The sequence below is a fragment of the Pseudoflavonifractor sp. BSD2780061688st1 E11 genome, from assembly GCF_005844125.1.
In the GTDB taxonomy this organism is placed as follows: Bacteria; Bacillota; Clostridia; order Lachnospirales; family Lachnospiraceae; genus Sellimonas; species Sellimonas catena.
In genome coordinates this window covers 1-23,043 of sequence record NZ_SPHM01000049.1, presented here as the reverse complement: position 1 = coordinate 23,043, position 23,043 = coordinate 1, and the positions used below count along the sequence as shown (strand labels likewise).

The window sequence follows — 23,043 nt, the reverse complement described above, 5'->3', positions numbered from 1 at the left end:
GTTTCATGCTATTTTATTGCCAGAACTTATTGAATTTTCAAGGTGCATAGGCACTTATTCAAGTGCGAAGTTTGAGTTCTTAATTATGATAAGTATGATGTACGGTTTTTTAGTATTGATTTTTCTCGATATTGTTTAAGCTTTTCCCTAGATTATTTATAACATTTTTTATAGGTTATAATTATGAAATGTAAAGGCTCAAGTTGTTTCATATTGGATGTGAGAATGGAATTTACAGGAGGAAACCAATATGAACAACGAATTTTACCCAACACCAAAAACTTTGCTTGATAAGATTTTTTCATGCGCGAAATGGTCCAAGATCCAGACCGTTCTGGAACCGTCTGCCGGAAAGGGAGATATGGCGGCATACATCCAGGAACAATGCCAGGAAACCAGTTACAGGAAAGTAGATATTGACTGCATCGAAAAGGAACCAAAACTACAGCATATTCTGAAAGGGACGTGTTTAAGGACTTCCACCGCCTGGTTACCATTTACTACCTGCCGGAGAGCGTCGAGCATCTGTGGCAGGAATTCGGGGATGTGCCGATGGCTTCCCATATTGGCAAAAAGTTGCATATGTTCTTGTGTCATCCTGAGATCAGGACTGGAGAAGTAAGATGCCGAAGGCCTGGTTCCGGTTCTCGAACACAACTGTCAGCACCTGCTGTCCCTGCTCGGCACGCTTATAGTCGCCATAGCTACAGATCACTTTCTGGATCCGTGTGCCGGTATCCGGGAAGATTACATCCAGATAGTAGGTCCGGCCGTTGGTGTTTCCACTTCTTGCAGGGGACGGCCATTTTCCGTTAACGATGCCGTATTGGGTATGAGTGATGGAAGCGTGCTTCGGGATCCGGCTGTGGAGAGTGAGTCCACCCACCAGCCAGAAGATCAGGGTGCCGACTGCCAGACCCACAACGTCTTTTGTACTGGACTGCCCGAGGGAAACCAGGTAGAGGCTGATCCCCTGAAATGCAAGACCCATGAAGAAGGCAAACCAGCCTGCAACGGTGGATGTCCCGTTCAGGTTCTTTTTCAGATTCTGGATCACTTCCACCTCACTTTCATAGAGCGTCCTTTTGTGCAGCTCCTCCGGACGGATGTTACGGTAGCGGGGATCGTGTTTTGGGATATGTGGTTTCAATGATTCATCCCTCCTTTGATTTTTTTGTTATAGTATAACAAAGTTTGTCAGAAACGTAAAATTTCAGAATCCATTTTTGGAACTTTATCACATTGAACTCCTGTCAGCTGGAATTTATAATTAAGAATGTAGTTGTCTAACAATATGGAATAACAGGAGGAAACTAGGAATGAGAACAAAAGGCAGGAAATTTCTGCCCCTTCTTTTGCTGTCATTCATTATGACTGCAGCCTGTATGCCGACCGTGGCACTGGCAAAGTCCAATGAAGACGTGACAGCAGAGATCACAGCAGAAGTTTCCAAGGACAAGACTTCAGCAGAAGTCACCGTGCATTTGCAGAACACCGGGAATGAGCCGGTCAGCAAGGTACGGATTCAGGGCGTCCTTCCAGAAGGCCTCAGCCTGGAAGAGGGGGACACACTGACCAAAGAAGAGGAAACGCTGGCACCGGGTTCAGAAACCGCACTTCAGTACACAGTGAAAGCAGCAAAAACACAGGACAACGGCGGATCCCAAGACAGCGGGGATCGGGAAGAATCCAACCAGAATGGCGGAGACAAGAACCCATCCCCAAATCCAGACCAGAATGACAATGGCGGAAACCCATCCAAGGGAGGAGACAAGACAACTACCCATTCTTCCGAGGATGCAGATGCCGTTGACACCGGGGACTCCGCAAATCCGGTCATTTTCATTGTCGTATGCGTGGCAGCAGCAGGCGTGATCCTGATCGTCTGCATCCGGAAGAAAAAAGGAAAAGGTCTTCTTTCCCTGCTCTTAGTAGCAGCCCTGGTAGGACCATACGTCATCGGTGTGCTTCCAGTGAAGGCGGCAGATTCCAGACAGGGCGGACTGCAGGTTGCAGCAGACGTAGCGCTGGGGGACAAATCATACACCCTGACTGCAGATATCAGCTATTCCCTTCCGGAGACAGTAGCTCCTTCCGGAGCAGTACTGACAAGGGCACAATGGATTGATGAACTGCTGGCAGCGGTCAATGCACCGGAAACGGAAGTGGTATATGACAACGAAACACTGCCGTTTACAGATATCGACAGCCATGCAAAGAAAAACCAGATCCTGCTTGCATATGCGAACCAGCTTCTTCCGGAAATGGGAACAGAATTCCGTCCGGATGCACCGGCAGACCGTGAGTTTGCGGCTTATACCGCAGTGAAGGCACTGGGATTCCAGCCAGTAAAGGACATCGCGTGTGCCGATGCAGCAGCCATCACCTACAAGCAGGAGGTGGAAACGGCGGTTGCAATGGAACTGTTCCAGCTGACAGACGAAGCTTTCCGTCCAGCAGAGGAACTGACACAGGCAGAAGCAGATGCGGCACTTTCTAAGGTGCGGGAAATCGCAAACGTGGAAACTCCGGAGGAAAATACCGGAGAGGTGGTTTATGACGAGGATGCTATCATCATCCCGGAAGATGCAGAGTATACGATGGACGGGACAACCATCACCTTTACATCCGGCGGGGATATGATAACAGAGGGCAGCATCTTTATCCTGCCGGACCAGACCCCTTACAAAGCGGTCACTGTCCAGAAAACGGATGGGGCGGTTGTTGTGGAAACAGCGGAGCCGGATATCCAGGAAACACTGGATGAGATTACTGCATCCGGAACCGCAACAGCGGATATGTCCGGATTCATTCCGGCAGAGGGCGTGACATTTACGGAAGCAGCACCGGCCATGGCAAAAGCAGCCAGGGTGAATGTTGTGGACGTGGAAGGTTCCCTTGCAGCACCAGGAAAAGTCAACTTCAAAATCCACAAGAAGATCGGAAAAGGGGAACTGTATGGTAATGTTGCCATTAACCTCCCGAAAATCAAATACAAAGCGGATGTGGATCTTGGATGGGGCGGATTTAACATAAAAGATGTTTACTTGAAATTCCCATTGACAATCGAAGCTACCGGCGGATATGAGGTCAAGAAAGACGGCGGGTCTTATGTTCCGGATGATTATATCCCGAATGGCGGATTGCTGGAACTTGGAAAACTTCCGATTGCCGGAATCCCTGGTGTCACAATTTATGCCCAGATTGGCATCAAGTATGAGATCAGCGGCAAGATTGAAGTTGTCTGCAATATTGACGGTGAAACCGGCGTCCAGGTATTAAATAACCGCTTGCGGAAAGTGGATTCCCTGGAAGCAGATGTGGACTTCAAAGCACTGGCCGGCTCTGCAAAAATCGGGCCGAGCCTTTCCGGACTTTTGGAAGTCTGCAAGCGCTGGGATTTGATTGATTTTGGCGTTTCTGCAGGCCCGGAAGCCAGCGGGGAACTGTTGATCCGCAACACCGAGCTGATGTGTATTGATGCAAACGTCTTCCTGTACGGGGAACTTTCGGCCCTGGATGAAGGCGTAATCGGTGACTGGCTGGATATTGGCTATACCTGGGAATTCTGGAAGAAAGAAAACAGCCCGTTGAAAGCGAACTGGCACTTTGAAAACTTCTCACGGGTAGACCACTGTACATATGAAGAGGAAACCGGAAAGATCGTCGGCAGGGTGGCTGACGCAGCAGACCGGAATACATCCATTACAGGTGCTACCATTACCGCATATCAGGGCGACAGCACGACTGCAGCAGGAAGCACCCAGGCAGGGCAGGACGGCGGATTTGAACTGTCCCTTCCGGCAGGAGATTACAAGATCAAGGTGACGGCAGCCGGATACCAGAGTTTTGAATGTGATGTGACGGTAGAAAAGGACAAGGAAAACTACACGGAAGTGCTGCTGATGATCGACGAGCAGTATGAGGGTGTGACCGGTTCGGCACGGGGACGCATTACAAACGCAGTGACAGGCGAAGGAATCCATGGGGCAACACTTACGCTTCGGAGAGGCTGGAACAAGACGTCCGGCGATGTCGTTGCGACAACAGAAACAAACGAATACGGGGACTACCGGATCGAGATGGCTTCCGGCAACTACACCGCAACCATCGAACGGGATGGTTATGTAACGGTAACAAAGAATATTGTTGTGTTCCCGATGGATCTTGGTATGCAGAGTGCGGCCATGAATCCGAACGGGGAAGACCTGGAAGCCGCAGACCTGCGTGTGGTACTGACCTGGGGAGAAACCCCGTCAGACCTGGATTCCCATCTGCTGGGACCAACTGCAGACGGATCCGATTACTTCCACATTTATTATGGAAACAAGAGACATAACGAAGATTCTGTAAGGATTGCAGATCTGGATGTGGATGACATTACTTCTTACGGACCGGAAACGACCAGCCTGTATCAAAAGAATGAATCCGGAACATACAGCTTTTATGTTCATGACTATTCCAATGGTGGAAACTCTGACAGTACGGCAATGTCCCAGTCCGGGGCCATCGTGGAAGTATACCTGGACGGACAGCTTTACAAAGCGTATCCGGTACCGACAGGAAAAACAGGTGTGAACTGGCACGTATTCGATTACGATGCAGCAACGAATACCATTACCGATGTCAACCAGTTTACGGAAGACATTACCTACCAGCCGAATGCAAACGCAAGGATGGCTGCTATTCCAGTTCCTATGGACGAAACAAAATAGGACAGAAATTGACACAGAAGAGAGGCTTGACTTGAGCCTCTCTTTTTCTACGAAAATTTTCGGAACCGGGTGCCGGTATCCGGGAATAAGATGTCAAGGTAGTAGGAACGGCCGTTTCCACAGAAAAACTTTACCAGCGGCGGATCAGCAATATGGAATGGTATCTGGATGTTGATCCGTTAGATTGACATGGCATTCTCCTTTTAGTACAATTTATACGGATTCGTAATTTCTCCATCGCAGATACCATGGAGGATACTATGAATAATGAAGTTTTTTTGTAATAGAAAGTATGGAGTTTGGGCATTTAGAAACGATAGAAGTAGAGGTGGACGAAAATTATTTGCTTGAACTTCTGCCCTGCAAGGCATATAATAGCACAGGTGTAAATATTCATGGAAATGACTAAATATAAATATTGTGCCGTATAGTGCCAGATAGTTATGCCTGGTGCCGCAGGGTATAGAAAAATGGAAATTGTTGTAAATCGCAATTTCAACTCAAAAAATGCGGTAATTTACAGCGGTAAAGCAGGCGGAAAACCGGTTGATTTTCCATGTATTTCCAGCCTTGAAAGTCACAAAATCCAGCGAAGTTTTTTGTGCATTATTTACAAAAAAAAGAGAGGTTTTTTATGAGAAAACTAGCTTTGAATGATGAAATATTACTAAAAATCGAGAAACCGGCCCGTTATATCGGGAACGAGATCAACTCGGTGATGAAAGATAAGGAAAAGGTGGCGATTCGATTTGCCATGTGTTTCCCGGACGTGTACGAAATCGGAGAGTCTCACCTTGGAATGAAAATCTTATATGACATGTTCAACAGGAGAGAGGATACGTGGTGCGAGCGTGTTTACTCCCCATGGACCGACCTGGACCGGATTATGAGAGAGGAGCACATTCCGCTGTTTGCCCTGGAGTCCCAGGATCCGGTCCGGGAATTTGATTTCCTCGGCATTACGATCCAGTATGAGATGTGCTATACCAACATTTTGCAGGTACTCGATCTTTCGGATATTCCGCTGTTCAGCAAGGATCGTACAGAAGAAGATCCGATTGTCATCGGAGGAGGCCCATGTGCCGTCAATCCAGAGCCGCTGGCTGACTTTTTTGACCTTTTTTACATTGGAGAGGGCGAGACCGTTTATGATGAGCTTCTGGATGCCTATAAGGAAAACAAGAAAAAGAACGGAACAAGAAAAGAATTTTTGGAGATGGCAGCGGAGATCGAAGGAATCTATGTTCCACAGTTTTATGATGCCGAATACCATGAGGATGGAACATTAAAGTCCTTTGAACCGAAAAATCCTCATGCCAAAAGAACGATCAAAAAACAGGTTGTCATGGATTTGAGCGCGGTGCCGTATCCGACAAAACCGGTCGTTCCTTTCATCAAAGTGACCCAGGACCGTGTCGTACTGGAGATTCAGAGAGGATGTATCCGTGGATGCCGGTTCTGCCAGGCGGGAATGATTTACCGTCCAACCAGAGAAAAAGATCTGGAAACATTAAAGCAGTATGCGTATGAGATGCTGAAAAATACCGGGCACGAAGAGATTTCTTTAAGCTCGTTAAGTTCCAGCGACTATTCTCAGTTAAAAGAACTTGTGACCTTCCTGATCGAGGAATTTAAGGGCAAAGGAATCAATATTTCTCTTCCGTCTCTTCGCATCGATTCCTTCTCTCTGGATGTGATGGGAAAGGTACAGGACATCAAGAAGAGCAGTCTGACCTTTGCGCCGGAAGCCGGATCCCAGCGGATGCGGAATGTCATTAACAAAGGACTGACCGAAGAGATGATTCTGGACGGCGCTTCCAAAGCCTTTGAAGGCGGCTGGAATAAAGTCAAGCTCTACTTTATGCTCGGACTTCCGGGTGAGACAGAAGAGGATATGAAAGAGATCCCAAGACTGGCGGATCGGGTGGCTAGAAAGTACTACGAGATTCCGAAGGATCAGAGAAACGGAAAATGCCAGATTACATTCAGTACGTCCTTCTTTATCCCGAAGCCGTTTACGCCGTTCCAGTGGGCGGAAATGTTTACGCAGGAAGATTATATCCACCGGGCTCATGTCGTGAATCAGGAGATGAAAGAGCAGTTAAACCGGAAGAGCCTCAAATACAACTGGCACGAGGCGGATGTGACGGTGCTGGAGGGCGTGTTTGCCCGCGGTGACCGCCGGACCGGAAAAGTACTTCTGGAAGCGTACCGTCTGGGATGTCTCTATGATTCCTGGAGCGATGAGTTTGACAATGAAAAATGGATGCAGGCGTTTGAAAACACCGGAGTGGATCTGGAATTCTATACGATGCGCAAACGGGATCTGGACGAGCTGTTCCCGTGGGATTTCATTGATGTGGGCGTCAGCAAATCATTCCTGAAGCGGGAATGGGAGCGTGCCATGAAAGGGGAAGTTACGCCAAACTGCCGGGAACGCTGCTCGGCCTGCGGCGCAATGTGTTATCAGGGAGGTGTCTGCTTTGAAGGCAAGAATTAAGTTCCGAAAATACGGAGTGATGAAATTTATCGGTCATCTGGACGTCATGCGGTATTTCCAGAAGGCTATGCGCCGGGCAGAGATCCCGATCGCATTTACCCAGGGATTCAGCCCGCATATGATCATGTCCTTTGCCAATCCCCTTGGCGTCGGGCTGACAAGTGACGGGGAATATTTTGATATTGAACTGACCGGGCCGGTTGCGTCCAAAGAGGCGGTGAAAAGGCTCAACGAAGTGATGGCAGAAGGAATGGAAGTCGTAAGCTTCGTTCAGATTCCGGAGGAAAAGAAAGCAACTGGTATGGCGATCATCGAGGCGGCTGATTACCTTGCCCTTCCGAAAGATGAGACAGAAGAAGTCACTAAAGAGGATATTCAAAACTTCCTTTCTCAGGAAGAGATTCTGGTCGTAAAACAGACAAAGAAGAGCGAAAAAGAAGTCAATATCCGTCCATGGATTCTGGAAATGGAAAAGCAGGGCGCGTCGATTTTTATGAAAGTATGCGCGGGAAGTTCCACCAATCTGAAACCGGAACTTGTGATGTCCGCGCTCTTAAAGCAGACAGGATCAAATCTGGATGCAGAAGCAGATTACCGTTATCACCGGCTGGAGAACTATGCCAGAAAGGATGAAGCACTGGTACCGCTGGATGCGCTTGGAACGGAGATCGTATAATGAAACAGAAAGTTCTTGTAACAAACGTAATGGATCGTCTCTGCTTTTTCCTGGAAGAGGATGGAAAGACGGCCGAAATCTTCTGCACGGACGAAACGGCTCAAAATGAGCATCCGGAAAAAACGGTTCATGCGGGAGATATCTATATTGGAAAGGTAAAAAAAAGAATTCCGAATATCCATGCGGTTTTTATTGAAATTTTTCCAGGGATGGAGTGTTACTGCAGTGAGGAGGAGGCAGCAGATGGCTGTTTTACTTCCAAAGCAGGGAAAAAGCCGGTCTGTGTCGGGGATGAACTGGTCGTACAGGTGAAAAAGGAAGCATCCAAGGCAAAAAAGCCGTCTCTTACTACGGATATTTCGCTGACCGGCCGGTACGCTGTCGTATCGCGCAAAAAGCAGATGCCCGGCGTTTCCTCCCGAATTCCGAAAAAGGAACGGGAAGCTCTGAAAGCATGGCTTCAGGAAACAGACAGCTCTCCATTTGGCGTGATTCTCCGTACGGAAGCGGCTCAGCTGACTCTGGAGGAACTGCACCAAGAGTTGCAGAAACAAGAAAAAGAGCTTGCAGACCTGATTGAAAGAGCCGGGACACGCACCTGTTTCACCCGCCTGAAAGCGGGAGCGGCAGGAGAAGAGGCGGGATTTGCCCATGTCCGCTGGGATACGCTGGAAGAGGTTGTGACCGACCTCCCGGACGTTTATGAGCGTCTCAGATCCTATCTGGAACAGACCGAACCAAAAGTGCTGGACAGTCTCAGACTGTATACGGATCCGCAGTTTCCTCTTGTCAAGCTCTACAGTCTGGAGCGGGAAATGGAAAGGGCGCTTTCTCAGAGAGTCTGGCTGAAATCGGGCGGAAGCCTGATCATTCAGCCTACAGAAGCACTGACGGTAATCGATGTCAATACAGGACGGGCGGTTTCCGGGAAAAACGAGCGTTACCTGAAGCAGAATCTGGAGGCGGCCAAAGAGGCGGCAAGACAGATCCGGCTTCGGAATCTGTCCGGCATCATTCTGATTGATTTTATCAATCTGTCAGAGACGGAAGACCGGGAAATTCTGATCCGGACCATGCGGGAGCTGACAGCAGCAGACCCGGTTAAGACAGAGGTGATTGACATCACCCGGCTGGAACTGATGGAAATTACAAGAAAAAAAGTACATCCGCCCCTTTATGAGGCAGTCAGAAAGAAGGCGCACACAGATGAGTAAAAAAGAACTGAAAACCAATGCCATGCGGATTCTGGACCGGATGAATATTCCGTATGAATATCAGACGTATGAATGTGAAAATTTCGAGGACGGTATCGCGACCGCCGACCAGCTGTCGCTGCCGCATGAAGAAGTGTATAAGACGCTGGTAACCCAGGCAAAAAGCGGGTCCCACTATGTATTTGTCATTCCCATCGAGGAGGAGATTGATTTCAAAAAGGCGGCAAAAGTGGTAGGAGAAAAATCACTGGAAATGATCCCGTTGAAAAATCTGACTTCGATCACAGGATATGTCCGTGGAGGATGTACCGCCATCGGCATGAAAAAGCAGTTTCCAACCGTGATTCAGGAAGATGCAAAGCAGCTGGAAAAACTTTATGTAAGCGGAGGAAAACTGGGAATGCAGCTGAGACTGTCGCCGGAGGATCTGAAAACAGCTTCCCGTGCTGTCTATGGCGATGTCATAAGAAAAGAGGAAAAGTAAAGAAATTTGTTGCATTCTTCACTTTATCAATGTAAAGTAGTACATAGTGGAGAAGCAGACAGGAGGAAAATGAGATGAAAATACCTGTAGATACCTGTAACACGGTCATCTTCGACCTTGGAAATGTTCTGATCCGGTACAGCGAAGCATTCTGCCTCGATCAGTTTGATTTTGACCCGGACATCAGAGAACGGGTTGCAAATGCTGTTTTTCGCAGCAGTGCCTGGTATGAAGGCGATAAAGGGACGTATGGACCGGATGACTGGTGTGACGCATTCATCGCCAATGATCCGGGAATCGAAGAGGAGATCCGGCTTGTCTATGACAGACTCTGCGAATGTATTCAGCCTGCGGACTACACCCTGGATCTGATCCACTGGTTCCGTGAGCATGGATACCGGGTATATTATCTTTCCAACTATTCAGAAGGCCTGTACGAAATGACAAAGGACAGACTTTCTTTTATCGAAACATTTGACGGCGGCGTCTTTTCCTGGCAGGAAAAGTGCCTGAAACCGGAACCGCAGATTTACCAGACACTGCTTGAGCGGTATCAGATCGATCCGGCAAAGGCTCTGTTCTTTGACGATATCGAGGAAAACGCAGCGGCAGCCTGCAGGGAAGGAATTCATGGCGTCGTCTTTACTCCGTCTGTTGCCTTTGATATTCTGCACAATCGATAAGTAAAGGAGCGTTTAAATATGCCAAAAGTAGTAAAATTCGGAGGAAGCTCTCTTGCAAGCGCGGCCCAGTTCCAGAAAGCGGGAGAGATCATCCGAAGTGAAAAGTCGAGAAAATATGTAATACCGTCGGCACCCGGAAAACGGAACTCCAGAGATACCAAGATTACGGATATGCTTTACTTATGCTATGACAAGGCCGAGAAAGGGCTGGATTATTCTGAGGAGTGGAAGTTCATTACATCCCGCTATCAGGAAATCATCGACGGGCTTTCCCTTACTCTTTCTCTTGAGAAAGAGTTTGAACAGATCCGGGAGCAGTTTGAGCAGAAAGCAGGACGGCAGTACGCGGCCTCCAGGGGCGAATACCTGAACGGACTGATTATGGCTGCCTATTTGGAGTTTGAGTTTGTCGATGCCGCTGATGTGATCTTCTTCGACAAAGACGGACGTCTTAATACGGAAAAAACCAATTCCATGCTGCAGCAGCGCCTGGAAAATACCGGATGTGCGGTCATTCCTGGATTTTACGGAAGCGATCCGGATGGAAACGTAACCACCTTTTCCAGAGGAGGATCAGATATCACCGGATCCCTTGTGGCAAAGGCCGTTCACGCTGATCTTTACGAGAACTGGACGGATGTTTCCGGATTTCTGGTGGCAGATCCGCGGATTGTCAAAGATCCGGCAGTGATTGAAACGATCACCTACCGGGAACTGCGTGAGCTGTCCTATATGGGAGCGACTGTCCTGCATGAGGATGCGATTTTCCCGGTACGAAAGGAAGGAATTCCGATCAACATCCGGAATACGAACCGGCCGGAGGACCCGGGGACCTTGATTGTGGAGGACACCTGCCGGCACCCGCGGTTTACGATCACCGGAATTGCCGGAAAGAAAGGATTTGCATCCGTCACGATTGACAAGGCCATGATGAACACGGAAGTCGGCTTCTGCCGGAAGGTGCTTCAGGTATTCGAGGAAAACAATGTCTGTATCGAACACATGCCTTCTGGAATCGATACGATGACGGTGTTCGTTCATCAGGATGAATTTGAAAGCAAAGAGCAGAAAGTCCTTGCAGGCATCCACCGTGCCGTGTCACCGGACTTTATTGAACTGGAATCCGATCTGGCACTGATTGCTGTCGTGGGAAGAGGAATGCGTCAGACGAGGGGAACGTCCGGACGTATCTTCGCGGCATTGTCCCACGCCAATGTCAATGTCAAGATGATCGACCAGGGATCCAGCGAGCTTAACATCATCATCGGCGTGCGGTGCCATGATTTTGAACAGGCAATCACGGCGATTTACGATATTTTTGTGAATACACAGCTTTAAAAACAACTTACAGGAAAGATTTATAGAAGAGGTTTTAAAATGAATATTTTATTTTTTCTGCATCCAAAGGCAGAACTGGCTTTTATCTACGATTATCACACAGTACGTCAGGCAATGGAGATTATGGAGCATTATAAATATTCCTGCGTGCCGATTTTGAATAAAGAGGGAAAATATGTCGGAACCATTACAGAAGGGGATCTTTTGTGGGGACTGAAGGATTCCCATACCCTTGATATCCGGCAGGCTGAAAACCTTTCCGTCATGAAATTTGAAAGAAGGCATGATTACCTTCCGGTCAGCATTGAGGCGGATATGGAAGATCTGGTAAAGCGGGCCATGGAGCAGAATTTTGTACCGGTGGAGGACGATCAGCATTTCTTTATCGGTATTGTGACAAGACGTGATATCATCGGATATCTGAATGACAAAGTTAAGGGAAGCGGCGATAAGAATGACGATTGATTTTCACACCCACATTTTTCCGGAAAAGATTGTGGAGCGTACCATCTCCTTTCTGGAACAGCAGTGTGGAGAAAAAGCTCACCTGTCCGGAACATACGAATCCCTCCTGGAATCCATGGAGAAGTCAGGAATCGTGAGAAGTATTGTACTTCCGGTTGTGACAAAGCCTTCTCAGTTTGATTCGATCAACCGGTTCGCAATGGAGGTCACGGAGAAGACCGGAGGAAAGCTTCTTTCTTTTGGCGGGATTCATCCGGCATGCGACCATCTGAAAGAACGGCTGCAGGAGCTGAAACGAAACGGATTTCAGGGGATCAAGCTTCATCCGGATTACCATGAGACACGGTTTGATGATCCCGGCTATCTGAAGATTCTGGACTATGCATCGGAACTGGGAATGATCATCAGTGTCCATGCAGGACTGGATCCGGGATATCCGGATTTTGTACATGCTACTCCTGCCATGATCCGGGATGTAATTCAGCAGGTTCATCCACAGAAGCTTATCCTTGCCCATATGGGCGGATTTATGCGCTGGGATGAGGTGGAGGAATGCCTGATCGGGGAAGATGTCTGGCTGGATACGGCAGCCTGCTTCACAAAGATTCCGGACGTACAGTTTCTACGGATTGTGTCCGAACACGGAGCGGACCGGATTCTCTTTGCGACAGATTCGCCATGGGCAGGACAGAGTGAATTTCTCCGGTATTTTCAGGGACTGGATCTTTCATCTGAAGATAAGGAAAATATCCTTTGGAAAAATGCAGAAAAATTACTGAAAAGTGCTTGATTTTCCTAAAAGGTCATGCTAATATATATGAGTATGCCGCACAGCGAGGTTTCAAAGTTTCTTTTTAAGGACACCGAAGCTGGCGAGTAATGATAATAGGAGGTGCCATATGTACGCAATTATAGCAACAGGTGGTAAACAGTACAAAGTAGCTGAAGGCGATATCATTAAGGTAGAAAAGCTCGGAGCAGAAGCTGGTACGACTTACACATTTGATCAGGTTCTTGCAGTGAGCAATGACGGACTGAAGATCGGTAATCCGACAGTGGAAGGTGCAACTGTAGAAGCGTCTGTACTTGGAGACGGCAAAGCGAAAAAAGTTGTCGTTTACAAATACAAACCGAAGACAGGCTACCACAAGAAAAACGGTCACAGACAGCAGTACACAGCTGTGAAGATTGAAAAAATCAACGCTTAATCAAAATGATTAAGATTACGGTTTATCAAAATGCAAAAAATGAGTATGTCGGTTTCCTGACAGAGGGACATGCCGGATACGCTCCGGCAGGTGAAGACATCGTCTGTGCAGCTGCGTCAATGCTTGTGATCAACACGGTCAATTCCATTGAGGCCTTCACTCAGGACGAGGCTTCTGTCACAGCCGATGATGAGAGCGGAAAGATCGATTACCGGTTTTTACATTCTCCATCGAAGGAAGCGGCATTACTGTTTTCCGCCATGGTTCTGGGACTTCAGAATATGGCAGAAGATGAAGAGTACAGAAAATATATTGATTTGAGATTCAGGGAGGTGTAAACCATGATGAAATTAAACCTTCAGTTTTTCGCTCATAAAAAGGGAGTTGGTTCTACAAAGAACGGACGTGATTCCGAGTCCAAGAGACTTGGTGCCAAGAGAGCAGACGGACAGTTCGTCAAAGCCGGCAACATCCTTTACAGACAGCGCGGAACAAAGATTCATCCGGGTGTAAATGTTGGACGCGGTGGAGATGACACATTATTTGCTACATCTGACGGTATCGTAAGATTCGAAAGAAAGGGCAGAGACAAGAAACAGGTTTCTGTATACCCGGTAGCTGAGTAGTCATCTGCTGATGTTATGAATCGAAGAACATACAAAGGCTTCAAATCTGGTCGGTTTGAAGCCTTGTTTTTTACACCTTTTCTTTATATAATGTAGTAGAAACAAGCTGTAACACTTTTTTGAGAGGAAAGAAACATGTTTGCAGACAGAGCAAAAATTTTTATAAAATCAGGAAAAGGCGGCGACGGACACGTTAGCTTCCGCCGTGAGCTTTATGTTCCAAACGGCGGCCCGGACGGCGGCGACGGCGGCAAGGGCGGCGACGTGGTTTTTGAAATCGATGACGGCCTGAATACGCTCGTAGATTTCAGACACCGCCGTAAATACTGTGCGGAACCGGGTGAGAACGGCAAGAAAAAGCGCTGCCACGGAGCAAACGGAAAAGACATTGTCCTCCGTGTTCCGGAAGGTACGATCGTAAGAGAAGCGGAGACCGGAAAGGTCGTAGCTGATATGTCCGGTGACAACCGCCGGCAGATCATCTTAAAAGGCGGTAAAGGCGGTCTTGGAAACCAGCACTTTGCAACTTCCACCATGCAGGTTCCGAAGTATGCACAGCCGGGACAGCCGGCCCAGGAACTCTGGGTGAATCTGGAGCTCAAGGTCATTGCCGATGTAGGACTTCTCGGTTTCCCGAATGTCGGAAAATCCACGTTCCTGTCCAGAGTAACGAATGCGAACCCGAAGATCGCTAACTATCACTTTACGACACTGGCGCCAAACCTGGGTGTTGTAGATCTGGCAGACGGAGAGGGATTTGTCCTGGCGGATATTCCGGGACTGATCGAAGGTGCCTCACTTGGAGCAGGACTTGGACACGAGTTTCTCCGCCATATCGAACGTACAAAGATGATGATTCATGTGGTGGATGCTGCCGGAAGTGAAGGCAGAGACCCGATCGAGGATATCTACAAAATCAACGGTGAACTTGAAAAATATAATAAAGAACTTTCCGAACGCCCTCAGGTCATTGCGGCAAATAAAACCGATCTGATCTACGAAGGTGATGAAGATCCGGTAGAGCGGATCCGGGCTGAGTTCGAGCCAAAAGGATATAAGGTGTTTGCCATCTCCGGCGTGACAGGAGAGGGAATTCAGGATCTGTTATGGTATGTGAATAACGAACTGAAAAAGCTGGATTCCAAACCGATCACCTTTGCGCAGGAGTTCTTCCCGGAGGACGAGCTTTTGGTTGCGGATCTTCCGTACACAGTGGAGAAAGAAGAAGACGGTGTCTTTGTAGTAGAAGGACCGAAGATCGAAAAGATGCTTGGATATACCAATCTCGATTCCGAGAAAGGATTCCGCTTCTTCCAGAACTTCCTCAAGGAAGCCGGTATTCTGGAAAAACTGGAAGAGCTTGGTGTTCAGGAAGGCGACACAATCCGGATGTACGGACTGAGTTTTGAGTATTTTAAATAGGAATAGAGTGAAAAACAGAAAGGAATATACACATGACGTCAAAGCAGAGAGCATATTTGAAAAGTCTTGCCATGACTATGGATCCGATTCTTCAGATCGGAAAATTCAGCATGACGCCGGAACTGACCGGTGCTGTACAGGAAGCACTGGAAGCAAGAGAATTGATCAAGATCAATGTTCTGAAAAACTGTGCAGATGATCCGCGTGAAATCGCGGAGATGCTTGCTGAGCGCACTCACTCTCAGGTAGTGCAGGTCATCGGCAAAAAGATCGTCCTTTACAAAGAGGGCAAAAAAGAGAAAAAGAAAATCGAACTTCCGAGGTAGCCAGATGAAGACAGGAATCATGGGAGGAACCTTTAATCCTATTCATAACGGACATCTGATTCTTGCCGGACATGTGATGGATGAGTTCGGTCTTGACGAAATCTGGTTTATGCCAAATGGTAATCCCCCGCATAAGCAGCCGGAAAAGACCGGTGCAGGGATGGGAGACCGTCTGGAAATGGTAAAGCTTGCAATCAGCGGGAAGCCGCATTTTTCCCTTCAGCCTTATGAAGTGGAAAAGGATACGGTTTCCTATTCCTATGAAACAATGGAATATTTCAAAGACGCTTTCCCGGAGAGGGAGTTCTTCTATATTGTAGGGGCAGATTCCCTTTTTCAGATGGAAACATGGCGGCATCCGGACCGGTTTTTACATTCCTGTTCCATTATTGCCGCAAAGCGCGATTTAAGTGAGACAGATGCAGCCATGGAGGCTCAGATCCGGCATCTGGAAAACACATACGAAACGACGATTCTGTTTTCCCATTCTCCGGTATTTGAAGTGTCATCCAGTGAAATCCGTGAGATGGTAGAAGAGGGAAAGGACATCAGCCGGCTTGTTCCGTCTGATGTAGCTTCCTATATTTCTGACCATCGTCTATACAGGGAGGAATAGAAGATGAGCAATGCAATCCATAAGATGCGTAAAAAAGTGAAAAAATACCTGGATCAGGACAGATATGAGCACACGCTTGGTGTGATGTATCTGTGTGCATCCCTGGCCATGCGTTACAATGAAGACATTAACGAGGCCATGATCGCAGGTCTCCTTCACGACTGTGCCAAATGTATCCCGTCCAAAAAGAAAATCCGGCTCTGTGAGAAATACCATTTATCGATTTCAGAAAGCGAGCGTCAGAATCCGAGTCTGCTTCACGCAAAGCTTGGCGCCTACCTGGCAGCAACGAAATATCATGTCCGGGATCAGCGGATTCTGGATGCGATCATCTGCCATACGACCGGAAAGCCGAAGATGACCATGCTGGATAAGATTCTTTATATCGCGGACTATATCGAGCCGGGAAGAAAAGAGGCACCGAATCTTCCGGAAGTCAGAAAACTGGCTTTTCAGGATATTGACGCCTGCCTTTATCTGATTCTGAAGGATTCCCTTGCCTACCTTCACACCCGCAATCTGGCCATTGACCCTATGACAGAGAAGACATATTTATACTATAAGAACTATCTGAACAAATAATCAAAAACAGGAGGAAGATGGATGAGCAACGCATTAGAAACATCAAAAAAGATGGCAGCCGCTGCCTGCCGTGCGCTGGACAGCAAAAAAGGCGAAGATATCCGGGTCATTGATATCTCGGAAATCAGTGTACTGGCCGATTATTTCATCATTGCAAACGGAAACAGCAACAGTCAGGTACAGGCTCTTGTAGATAACGTTGAGGAAGAGCTTGCAAAAGAAGGATATACCGTAAAACAGCGGGAAGGCTATGGCCTTGGGAACTGGGTGCTGCTCGATTTCGGAGATATTATCGTCCATGTATTTGATAAAGAAAACCGTCTTTTCTACGATCTGGAACGTATCTGGAAAGATGGAAAGACGATCTCCATGGAAGATCTGGAAAAGTAAATCCTGACAGGAGATGAAGAAAAGGCTGCGAACCTCAGGTGCTCGCAGCCTTTTGTAATATCAATATCCTTATTTCATAAATCTCAGCAGGCCGATCATCTTTCCGAGAATCGTAACTTCATCAACAATGATCGGATCCATGGCGTCATTCTCCGGCTGAAGCCGGTAGTGTCCGTCCTCTTTGAAAAACCGTTTCACTGTAGCCCCGTCCTCTACAAGGGCAACGACAATCTCGCCATTTTCCGCAGTCGGTCTCTGCTCAACTAAAATATAATCCCCGTCAAGAATTCCGACATTCACCATACTGTCACCGCGCACACGAAGGAGAAATGTCTGATTGTTTGGAAGGCGCTCTACCGGAATCGGGAAATAGTCTTCAATATTCTGCTCTGCCAGAAGCGGCTCTCCTGCAGCTACACGTCCGATAATCGGCACCTGTGCCATCTCGCGGCGTGTCAGATTAAACGACTCGTCCAGAATCTCGATCGCACGCGGCTTCGTCGGGTCTCTCCGGATGTACCCGTTCTTCTCCAGCGTCTCAAGATGAGAGTGGACAGAAGAAGTAGATTTCAAATGTACTGCTTCGCAGATTTCACGCACTGCCGGCGGAAATCCTCTTTCTAAAATCTGTGCTTTTATATATTCAAGAATCTCGGATTGCTTTTCTGTAATATTTCCGTTACCCATGGAATGTCCTCCTGCTTTTAATGTCTCTGTCAGACTACATACTTTTTTTCTATTTTATCACAGCAAGGTATAAAAGGCAAACAAATGTTTAGAAAATATGTTCGATCTGATTCTTTTTTGTAAAAAAATAAGTGAATAAATATCTTGACTTCTATCTACCTTGTTATATAATGTAGACAAGAACCTTATTATACAAGGTAGAATGGAGGGAACGTTATGTTAAAAAAGAATGAGAAAAAAGGACTGATCATTTATTTGGGAACAGTAAAGAGTACGGATGGAGGTATTTCCTGCAGCCGCTTTTGCAAAAAAGATACGGAGTCTGTAAGGGGCTGGTCCTTGTTGGTGTGATCTGGGCGGTGTGGCATCTTCCGCTTACGCTCTATTATTATTCCCCGGAAGCACCAATGCAGGAAATGGTTTACCGGATTGTATTCTGCATCTGTCTTAGTTTTGTGATGGGATATTTTTATATGAAACTAAACAGCATCTGGCTTCCTGCCATCATGCATTATTTAAACAACGGAATGGGCGCCTTGTTTACAAATCCAACAGCTGCGTCTCAGACAGAAGCACGAATTCTTTCCTGGCCGGATGTTTTTGCTAGTTCCATCATTATACTAATATTAACAATACCGTTTTTCGTTTTGTGTCACAGAATGAAAGAAAAATTCGTCAGATCGCCAAAACTATGCGAATAAATCAAAATTCTCACAAAAATTTTACATTATTTCTAAAAAATTTTGTTTGAAATCTCGCAAAAATATGCTACGATGTTAATATAGATCAATTTATGTAAGGAGTGATAAGGTTGGGCGAATTGAAGAAAAGACAACTTGAAGTGATGGATGTATTGTGGGAATCCGGTGAACCTATGATTGCATCCGAAATTGTAAAAGCAAGAGAAGATCTGAATGTCAATACTGTGCAGGCTGCCCTCAGAAGCCTTGTTAAAAAAAATTATATTGAAGTAGCGGATATTGTTTACAGCGGGACAGTATTATCAAGGAGATATCGAACTCTTATTTCTAAGGAAGATTATACAAATTCCATCGAAACGGATTTAAATAAAATTCTGCATAACCCATCCTTGTTTGCACACTATATCGATCAGATCGAAGAACCGGACCTTATTACAAGGCTTGAAGAGATCGTACATGAGAGAAAAAAACAGTTGGATAATGAATAATAAGACTATTTTATAACACGGGATCAAAGCGGTCCCGTGTTTTTCTGTGCCATCACAGCCTTTTCAAGGAACTTGCTCTGATAGCGTCACTAAGACAGTATTGAATTATTAAATTTATCATTTATATTAATGTGACATTATAAAAAGAAATATTTTATTTACAAAGTCCTTGAAACTACTCCAACAATGTGATAGGCTATTTATTAATCAAGATAGGCAGCACAAAGTTAGTATGAGAGGTAAACAAGGTGAAAAAATCAAAATACAGAAAATGGATTCTTTTATGGGGATTCCTTGTCCTGACTGGATTATTATCGATCTGTTATACACTTTACGATTCCAGAATGCTCGGAGAAGTTTTCGATCAGGTATCTCCAAATTCCGGATACCGTGAAATGCATGACGATTCTCTCTATACGGTTTCTTTTCGAAGCAGGACAGATACTGTACAGGGAATCGAGCTTTTTCTGGAGAAGATGCCTGCCGGAAATGGAAAAGATATAAAAGTCTCTTTATCCCAAAATAATAAAAAAGCAGCCGGCTGGCAGATCAGCCGTTCGGAAGTATCGGATTCTGAAACCACATATTTTCCTTTGGAAAAAGCTTTGACAAACTGTAAAGGTGACAGGATTTCCATAGAAATATCAAGCAGTGGATATACGGGAGTGAGAATCGGCGTCAGTAGTATGGATGGCACGGAGACTCCGGCCTATCGTCTGATTTCCGATCCACTGTCCAAAATACTGGTGTTCTTTCTGCTTGCCGGGATTCTGATTCTGGGATCTACTATTTTCGCAGGTTTCTATTTGTTCAGGAAAAAGTCCTTCCGGACAGAGCAGGCCTTTGTCACTATTTATATTATTCTCTGTCTGGTTTCGTTTCTGGCCATTCCTGTTTTCAATACACCGGATGAAGACCATCATTTTTACCGGATTTATGAGTTGTCACAGGGCCATTTGATCTCAGACAAACAGGTCACCACGGCAAATGGGCAGGAAGTCGTACAGGTCGGAAGAGAATTTCCGAAAGATTTATGTCCGGATGATTTTGAAACAAGAGATGTTTCACTCTGGGATGTAAAAAATCATCTGGGTGATAAGGTGGATTCCACAGAAACCGAGTTTTGTGAATTTGCAAACACTGCTTTATACGCTCCGCCATCGTATCTTCCGCAGATTATCGGAGTGAAAATAGCAGATATATTGACGGATTCGCCGCTGTTTATGGCCTATCTCGGAAGGCTGATGAACACAGTTACTTTCGGTCTATTGGTATTTTTTGCCATCCGCCTGTCCCCGTTTGGGAAGAATCTGATTGCGATCACAGCCTTGCTCCCAATGAGTATTCAGGCAGCTAATTCCTTGTCGGCCGATGGACTGGCAATAGGGATTGTTCTCCTTTTTGTTGCTTATATTCTTTATCTGAAATATACAAAAACAGAAGTGCTCCACAAAAAGGAAATAGCTCTGTTGTATCTGTTAATTTTCTTTTTGTGCTGCTGCAAAATCGTATATGTACCATTTTGCCTTCTACTGTTTTTGATCCCGCAGAAACGGTTCAAAAGCCGGTCTGCATACAAAAGACATGTGGTGACAGCAGCAGTTATGATTGTTGTTTTGTCGCTGGGATGGCTTCTGATTGCAACATCATTTCTGGGAGGAATCAAAGCCAACGTCAACGTCGATACAGCTAAGCAGATCAAAGGAATTTTGAAGAATCCGATTCAGTTTGTCATGACATTTGTACGTACCTTGAAAGTATATCTGAAAGAATATCTGCTGCAGTTTCTGGGCGAGCGGATGGGATGGATGAACATTTATATTCCATCATTTTTACTTTATCCGTTTTTGATTATTCTTGGCGTGGAAGTCTGCATGGATCAGGATACTGGAAAGCATGTGTTCCCAACGTATCTGCGTGTTTTCCTTGGCGGAACATCCATCTTGATTTTCCTTTTGGTTTTTGTGACACTTTATGGACAGTGGACACCTGTCGGTTACCGGCTGATTGAAGGAATTCAGGGAAGATATTTTATTCCACTGGTATTTCCGTTTTTGCTGGCAGTAAAACCAATTCGCCGGATCCAGGCGCAGCAGACGGGAAACAAACAAATACCGTGGAACAGTTATACATGTATTTTGATCCTGAATCTATCCGTATTCCTGGTTCTGGCTGTCCATGTGCTCGCAGATTGTATTTAAAAATCAAGACTTGAAATCAAATAACGGATAAGGGATAATGATTAAGTAAGGGAAATGTTTTAATAAAAAAGTATTAAAAGGGAAAAGGTGTTATGAAAAATGGATAATATTGCTGTTTTGATTCCGTGTTATAATGAAAGCCAAACAATAGCAAAAGTCGTATCAGATTTTAAAAAATCACTTCCGGAAGCAAAAATCTATGTGTATGATAATTGCTCCACAGATCATACGGATCTGATTGCCAGACAAGCTGGAGCGATTGTACGATACGAAGATAAGCAGGGAAAGGGAAATGTCCTCCGGAGAATGTTTCGTGAAATCGACGCCGAATGTTATATTCTCGTTGATGGCGATGACACATATCCGGCTGAACACGCCGGAGAAATGGCGGATCTCGTTCTGAATCATCAAAAAGACATGGTGATCGGAGACCGTCTTTCTTCTACTTACTTTACAGAGAACAAACGGGCTTTTCATAATTTTGGGAATCGTCTGGTCCGCCTTTTAATCAATGCCTTGTTTAAGAGTGAACTGAGGGATATCATGACCGGATACCGTGCGTTCAGCTATCAGTTTGTGAAGAGTTTTCCAGTCTTATATCGTGGATTTGAAATCGAAACAGAAATGACCATCCATGCTGTTGATAAAAATATGAATATCGGCAGTGTGATTGTCGACTACCGAGACAGGCCTGCGGGAAGCGAATCAAAGCTGAATACATTTTCAGACGGAATCGCTGTTCTGAAAACAATCGGAAATCTATGGAAAAATTATAAGCCGCTTCACTTTTTCAGCATCCTTTCTCTGCTGCTTGTGATTGTGGCCGCTCTTGTATTCGTACCGGTGGTTTTCATCCCGTATCTGAAGACGGGACTTGTTGCCAACTTTCCTACATTAATTGTATGCGGTTTTGTTGTAATTGCAGCACTGATTTCCTTCTTTACCGGCCTGATTCTGGATTCTATTATTAAAAAAGAAAAGCGGGAATTTGAGTTCCGGCTTCAGTTGTTACAGAGAAAAGAGGTATAACTTGAAAAAACTGATTGATCAGATCATCAAATTTACGGGCGTAGGAGTACTGTGCTTTTTTATTGATTTTGCCATTCTGTACTGTCTGACAGACTGGGCTGGATGGCATTATCTTGTCTCCGCGGCGGCGGCGTTCACTGGATCAGTGATTGTCAATTACATTTTAAGTGTAACATTTGTTTTTGATACCAATGAACGTTATCAGAAATCAAGAAATTTTACGCTGTTCATTATCTTCAGCATCATTGGTCTTCTTCTGACAGAGCTGATCATGAAGATCGGTGTAGACGGCATCGGTCTGAATTATCTACTTGTCAAAATCGGAGCAACGGCTATTGTAATGGTCTATAATTTTATAACGAGAAAAAAATTCCTGGAATAACTACAAAAGAGACGGAGTGACGTGCATGGATAATTTTTTTGATTTTGGATGGCTCAATTCAGCCTTTTCTATGGGGCCATTTATTACCTGTTTTCTGACTATTTCCATTTTGTTTATTTATATACACGTTGCAATATACAACAGCAAATATACTTTTCAATCTGGTGTAAAGGCAGCCTTCATAATTGTTACAATTATAATGCTCCGGATGTTAATCCCAATTAATTTTCCATGCTGAAGTGAAAAGTTTAATTCCACTTTGAAATTAGGAAATATGAAAGTAGCAATTACTCTTACAAAAGAAGAGAAT

General features: G+C 45.8%; 24 protein-coding genes. 22 read left to right on the top strand and 2 right to left on the bottom strand.

The window, feature by feature from the left end:
• Positions 1-604: 604 nt before the first annotated feature.
• Positions 605-1,150, bottom strand: a complete 546-nt coding sequence (locus FGQ85_RS16000; RefSeq protein ID WP_138373945.1) for a hypothetical protein — start codon at positions 1,148-1,150, stop codon at positions 605-607.
• Positions 1,151-1,319: 169 nt separating this feature from the next.
• Between FGQ85_RS16000 and FGQ85_RS15995 the strand changes: the two genes are divergently transcribed.
• The 17 genes from FGQ85_RS15995 to rsfS all read left to right on the top strand — a co-directional run bounded on the left by FGQ85_RS15995 (position 1,320) and on the right by rsfS (position 17,245).
• Entirely contained in the window at positions 1,320-4,715 is a 3,396-nt protein-coding gene (locus FGQ85_RS15995; protein WP_138373944.1) for a carboxypeptidase regulatory-like domain-containing protein, read from the top strand.
• A gap of 634 nt (positions 4,716-5,349) precedes the next feature.
• Positions 5,350-7,215: a TIGR03960 family B12-binding radical SAM protein gene (locus FGQ85_RS15990; RefSeq protein WP_138373943.1), complete on the top strand. Its 1,866-nt coding sequence runs from the start codon at positions 5,350-5,352 to the stop codon at positions 7,213-7,215.
• Positions 7,190-7,891, top strand: coding sequence for a TIGR03936 family radical SAM-associated protein (locus FGQ85_RS15985; protein WP_347563110.1), 702 nt, complete (start codon positions 7,190-7,192; stop codon positions 7,889-7,891). Before FGQ85_RS15990 ends, FGQ85_RS15985 begins: the two co-directional genes overlap by 26 nt.
• A complete protein-coding gene (locus FGQ85_RS15980) occupies positions 7,891-9,105 on the top strand; it encodes a ribonuclease E/G (RefSeq protein WP_138373941.1) in 1,215 nt (404 codons plus the stop codon). The genes FGQ85_RS15985 and FGQ85_RS15980 overlap by 1 nt, the downstream gene beginning before the upstream one ends.
• Entirely contained in the window at positions 9,098-9,589 is a 492-nt protein-coding gene (ybaK, locus tag FGQ85_RS15975) for a Cys-tRNA(Pro) deacylase (protein ID WP_087252375.1), read from the top strand. Before FGQ85_RS15980 ends, ybaK begins: the two co-directional genes overlap by 8 nt.
• A 74-nt stretch (positions 9,590-9,663) precedes the next feature.
• The gene (locus FGQ85_RS15970) at positions 9,664-10,272 is read left to right on the top strand and encodes an HAD family phosphatase (RefSeq protein WP_087252376.1); all 609 of its coding nucleotides are present in this window, start codon (positions 9,664-9,666) and stop codon (positions 10,270-10,272) included.
• An 18-nt stretch (positions 10,273-10,290) separates the two neighbouring features.
• Complete coding sequence (locus FGQ85_RS15965) at positions 10,291-11,610, top strand: aspartate kinase (protein ID WP_087167879.1); 1,320 nt, start codon at positions 10,291-10,293, stop codon at positions 11,608-11,610.
• A 39-nt stretch (positions 11,611-11,649) separates the two neighbouring features.
• Positions 11,650-12,075, top strand: coding sequence for a CBS domain-containing protein (locus FGQ85_RS15960; RefSeq protein WP_087252377.1), 426 nt, complete (start codon positions 11,650-11,652; stop codon positions 12,073-12,075).
• Positions 12,035-12,865, top strand: a complete 831-nt coding sequence (locus tag FGQ85_RS15955) for an amidohydrolase family protein (RefSeq protein WP_243128590.1) — start codon at positions 12,035-12,037, stop codon at positions 12,863-12,865. Before FGQ85_RS15960 ends, FGQ85_RS15955 begins: the two co-directional genes overlap by 41 nt.
• Before the next feature lie 109 nt (positions 12,866-12,974).
• The gene (rplU, locus tag FGQ85_RS15950) at positions 12,975-13,283 is read left to right on the top strand and encodes a 50S ribosomal protein L21 (RefSeq protein ID WP_087167882.1); all 309 of its coding nucleotides are present in this window, start codon (positions 12,975-12,977) and stop codon (positions 13,281-13,283) included.
• 5 nt (positions 13,284-13,288) lie between these two features.
• On the top strand, positions 13,289-13,621 hold the full coding sequence (locus tag FGQ85_RS15945; RefSeq protein WP_087167883.1) for a ribosomal-processing cysteine protease Prp: 333 nt from the start codon (positions 13,289-13,291) through the stop codon (positions 13,619-13,621).
• Positions 13,622-13,624: 3 nt separating this feature from the next.
• Entirely contained in the window at positions 13,625-13,909 is a 285-nt protein-coding gene (gene rpmA / locus FGQ85_RS15940) for a 50S ribosomal protein L27 (protein ID WP_024732559.1), read from the top strand.
• 135 nt (positions 13,910-14,044) lie between these two features.
• On the top strand, positions 14,045-15,331 hold the full coding sequence (gene obgE, locus FGQ85_RS15935) for a GTPase ObgE (protein ID WP_118636269.1): 1,287 nt from the start codon (positions 14,045-14,047) through the stop codon (positions 15,329-15,331).
• Positions 15,332-15,363: 32 nt separating this feature from the next.
• Entirely contained in the window at positions 15,364-15,657 is a 294-nt protein-coding gene (gene yhbY, locus FGQ85_RS15930) for a ribosome assembly RNA-binding protein YhbY (RefSeq protein ID WP_087167885.1), read from the top strand.
• A gap of 4 nt (positions 15,658-15,661) precedes the next feature.
• Complete coding sequence (gene nadD / locus FGQ85_RS15925) at positions 15,662-16,273, top strand: nicotinate-nucleotide adenylyltransferase (protein ID WP_138373939.1); 612 nt, start codon at positions 15,662-15,664, stop codon at positions 16,271-16,273.
• 3 nt (positions 16,274-16,276) lie between these two features.
• The gene (yqeK, locus tag FGQ85_RS15920) at positions 16,277-16,855 is read left to right on the top strand and encodes a bis(5'-nucleosyl)-tetraphosphatase (symmetrical) YqeK (protein WP_087167887.1); all 579 of its coding nucleotides are present in this window, start codon (positions 16,277-16,279) and stop codon (positions 16,853-16,855) included.
• A gap of 21 nt (positions 16,856-16,876) precedes the next feature.
• A complete protein-coding gene (gene rsfS, locus FGQ85_RS15915) occupies positions 16,877-17,245 on the top strand; it encodes a ribosome silencing factor (RefSeq protein ID WP_087167888.1) in 369 nt (122 codons plus the stop codon).
• A 69-nt stretch (positions 17,246-17,314) separates the two neighbouring features.
• Here the strand turns inward: rsfS and lexA are convergent, their stop codons facing one another.
• Positions 17,315-17,932 carry a transcriptional repressor LexA gene (gene lexA, locus FGQ85_RS15910; RefSeq protein ID WP_138373938.1) on the bottom strand — a complete coding sequence of 206 codons (618 nt, stop codon included), beginning with the start codon at positions 17,930-17,932 and terminating at the stop codon, positions 17,315-17,317.
• A 216-nt stretch (positions 17,933-18,148) separates the two neighbouring features.
• Here lexA and FGQ85_RS19050 point away from each other — a divergent pair, with 216 nt between their 5' ends.
• The 5 genes from FGQ85_RS19050 (at position 18,149) to FGQ85_RS15885 (ending at position 22,733) form a co-directional block, all read left to right on the top strand.
• Positions 18,149-18,283, top strand: a complete 135-nt coding sequence (locus FGQ85_RS19050; RefSeq protein ID WP_279233666.1) for a hypothetical protein — start codon at positions 18,149-18,151, stop codon at positions 18,281-18,283.
• A gap of 460 nt (positions 18,284-18,743) precedes the next feature.
• The gene (locus FGQ85_RS15900; protein ID WP_243097604.1) at positions 18,744-19,121 is read left to right on the top strand and encodes a BlaI/MecI/CopY family transcriptional regulator; all 378 of its coding nucleotides are present in this window, start codon (positions 18,744-18,746) and stop codon (positions 19,119-19,121) included.
• Between the two features lie 248 nt (positions 19,122-19,369).
• Positions 19,370-21,322 (top strand): DUF2142 domain-containing protein, encoded by a 1,953-nt coding sequence (locus FGQ85_RS15895; protein ID WP_138373937.1) that lies wholly within the window; start codon positions 19,370-19,372, stop codon positions 21,320-21,322.
• 99 nt (positions 21,323-21,421) lie between these two features.
• Entirely contained in the window at positions 21,422-22,351 is a 930-nt protein-coding gene (locus FGQ85_RS15890) for a glycosyltransferase family 2 protein (protein WP_138373936.1), read from the top strand.
• A gap of 1 nt (position 22,352) precedes the next feature.
• Positions 22,353-22,733, top strand: a complete 381-nt coding sequence (locus FGQ85_RS15885; protein ID WP_138373935.1) for a GtrA family protein — start codon at positions 22,353-22,355, stop codon at positions 22,731-22,733.
• The last annotated feature ends 310 nt before the right edge of the window (positions 22,734-23,043 follow it).

Coding starts and splice junctions, on each gene's coding strand:
- obgE (WP_118636269.1), top strand. CDS start 14,045: ATGTTTGCAGACAGAGCAAAAATTTTTATAAAATCAGGAAAAGGCGGC.
- FGQ85_RS15995 (WP_138373944.1), top strand. CDS start 1,320: ATGAGAACAAAAGGCAGGAAATTTCTGCCCCTTCTTTTGCTGTCATTC.
- FGQ85_RS15970 (WP_087252376.1), top strand. CDS start 9,664: ATGAAAATACCTGTAGATACCTGTAACACGGTCATCTTCGACCTTGGA.
- FGQ85_RS15965 (WP_087167879.1), top strand. CDS start 10,291: ATGCCAAAAGTAGTAAAATTCGGAGGAAGCTCTCTTGCAAGCGCGGCC.
- FGQ85_RS15890 (WP_138373936.1), top strand. CDS start 21,422: ATGGATAATATTGCTGTTTTGATTCCGTGTTATAATGAAAGCCAAACA.
- FGQ85_RS19050 (WP_279233666.1), top strand. CDS start 18,149: ATGTTAAAAAAGAATGAGAAAAAAGGACTGATCATTTATTTGGGAACA.
- FGQ85_RS15945 (WP_087167883.1), top strand. CDS start 13,289: ATGATTAAGATTACGGTTTATCAAAATGCAAAAAATGAGTATGTCGGT.
- nadD (WP_138373939.1), top strand. CDS start 15,662: ATGAAGACAGGAATCATGGGAGGAACCTTTAATCCTATTCATAACGGA.
- rpmA (WP_024732559.1), top strand. CDS start 13,625: ATGATGAAATTAAACCTTCAGTTTTTCGCTCATAAAAAGGGAGTTGGT.
- FGQ85_RS15955 (WP_243128590.1), top strand. CDS start 12,035: ATGACAAAGTTAAGGGAAGCGGCGATAAGAATGACGATTGATTTTCAC.
- lexA (WP_138373938.1), bottom strand. CDS start 17,932: ATGGGTAACGGAAATATTACAGAAAAGCAATCCGAGATTCTTGAATAT.
- rsfS (WP_087167888.1), top strand. CDS start 16,877: ATGAGCAACGCATTAGAAACATCAAAAAAGATGGCAGCCGCTGCCTGC.
- yhbY (WP_087167885.1), top strand. CDS start 15,364: ATGACGTCAAAGCAGAGAGCATATTTGAAAAGTCTTGCCATGACTATG.
- FGQ85_RS15990 (WP_138373943.1), top strand. CDS start 5,350: ATGAGAAAACTAGCTTTGAATGATGAAATATTACTAAAAATCGAGAAA.
- ybaK (WP_087252375.1), top strand. CDS start 9,098: ATGAGTAAAAAAGAACTGAAAACCAATGCCATGCGGATTCTGGACCGG.
- rplU (WP_087167882.1), top strand. CDS start 12,975: ATGTACGCAATTATAGCAACAGGTGGTAAACAGTACAAAGTAGCTGAA.
- FGQ85_RS15960 (WP_087252377.1), top strand. CDS start 11,650: ATGAATATTTTATTTTTTCTGCATCCAAAGGCAGAACTGGCTTTTATC.
- FGQ85_RS15980 (WP_138373941.1), top strand. CDS start 7,891: ATGAAACAGAAAGTTCTTGTAACAAACGTAATGGATCGTCTCTGCTTT.
- yqeK (WP_087167887.1), top strand. CDS start 16,277: ATGAGCAATGCAATCCATAAGATGCGTAAAAAAGTGAAAAAATACCTG.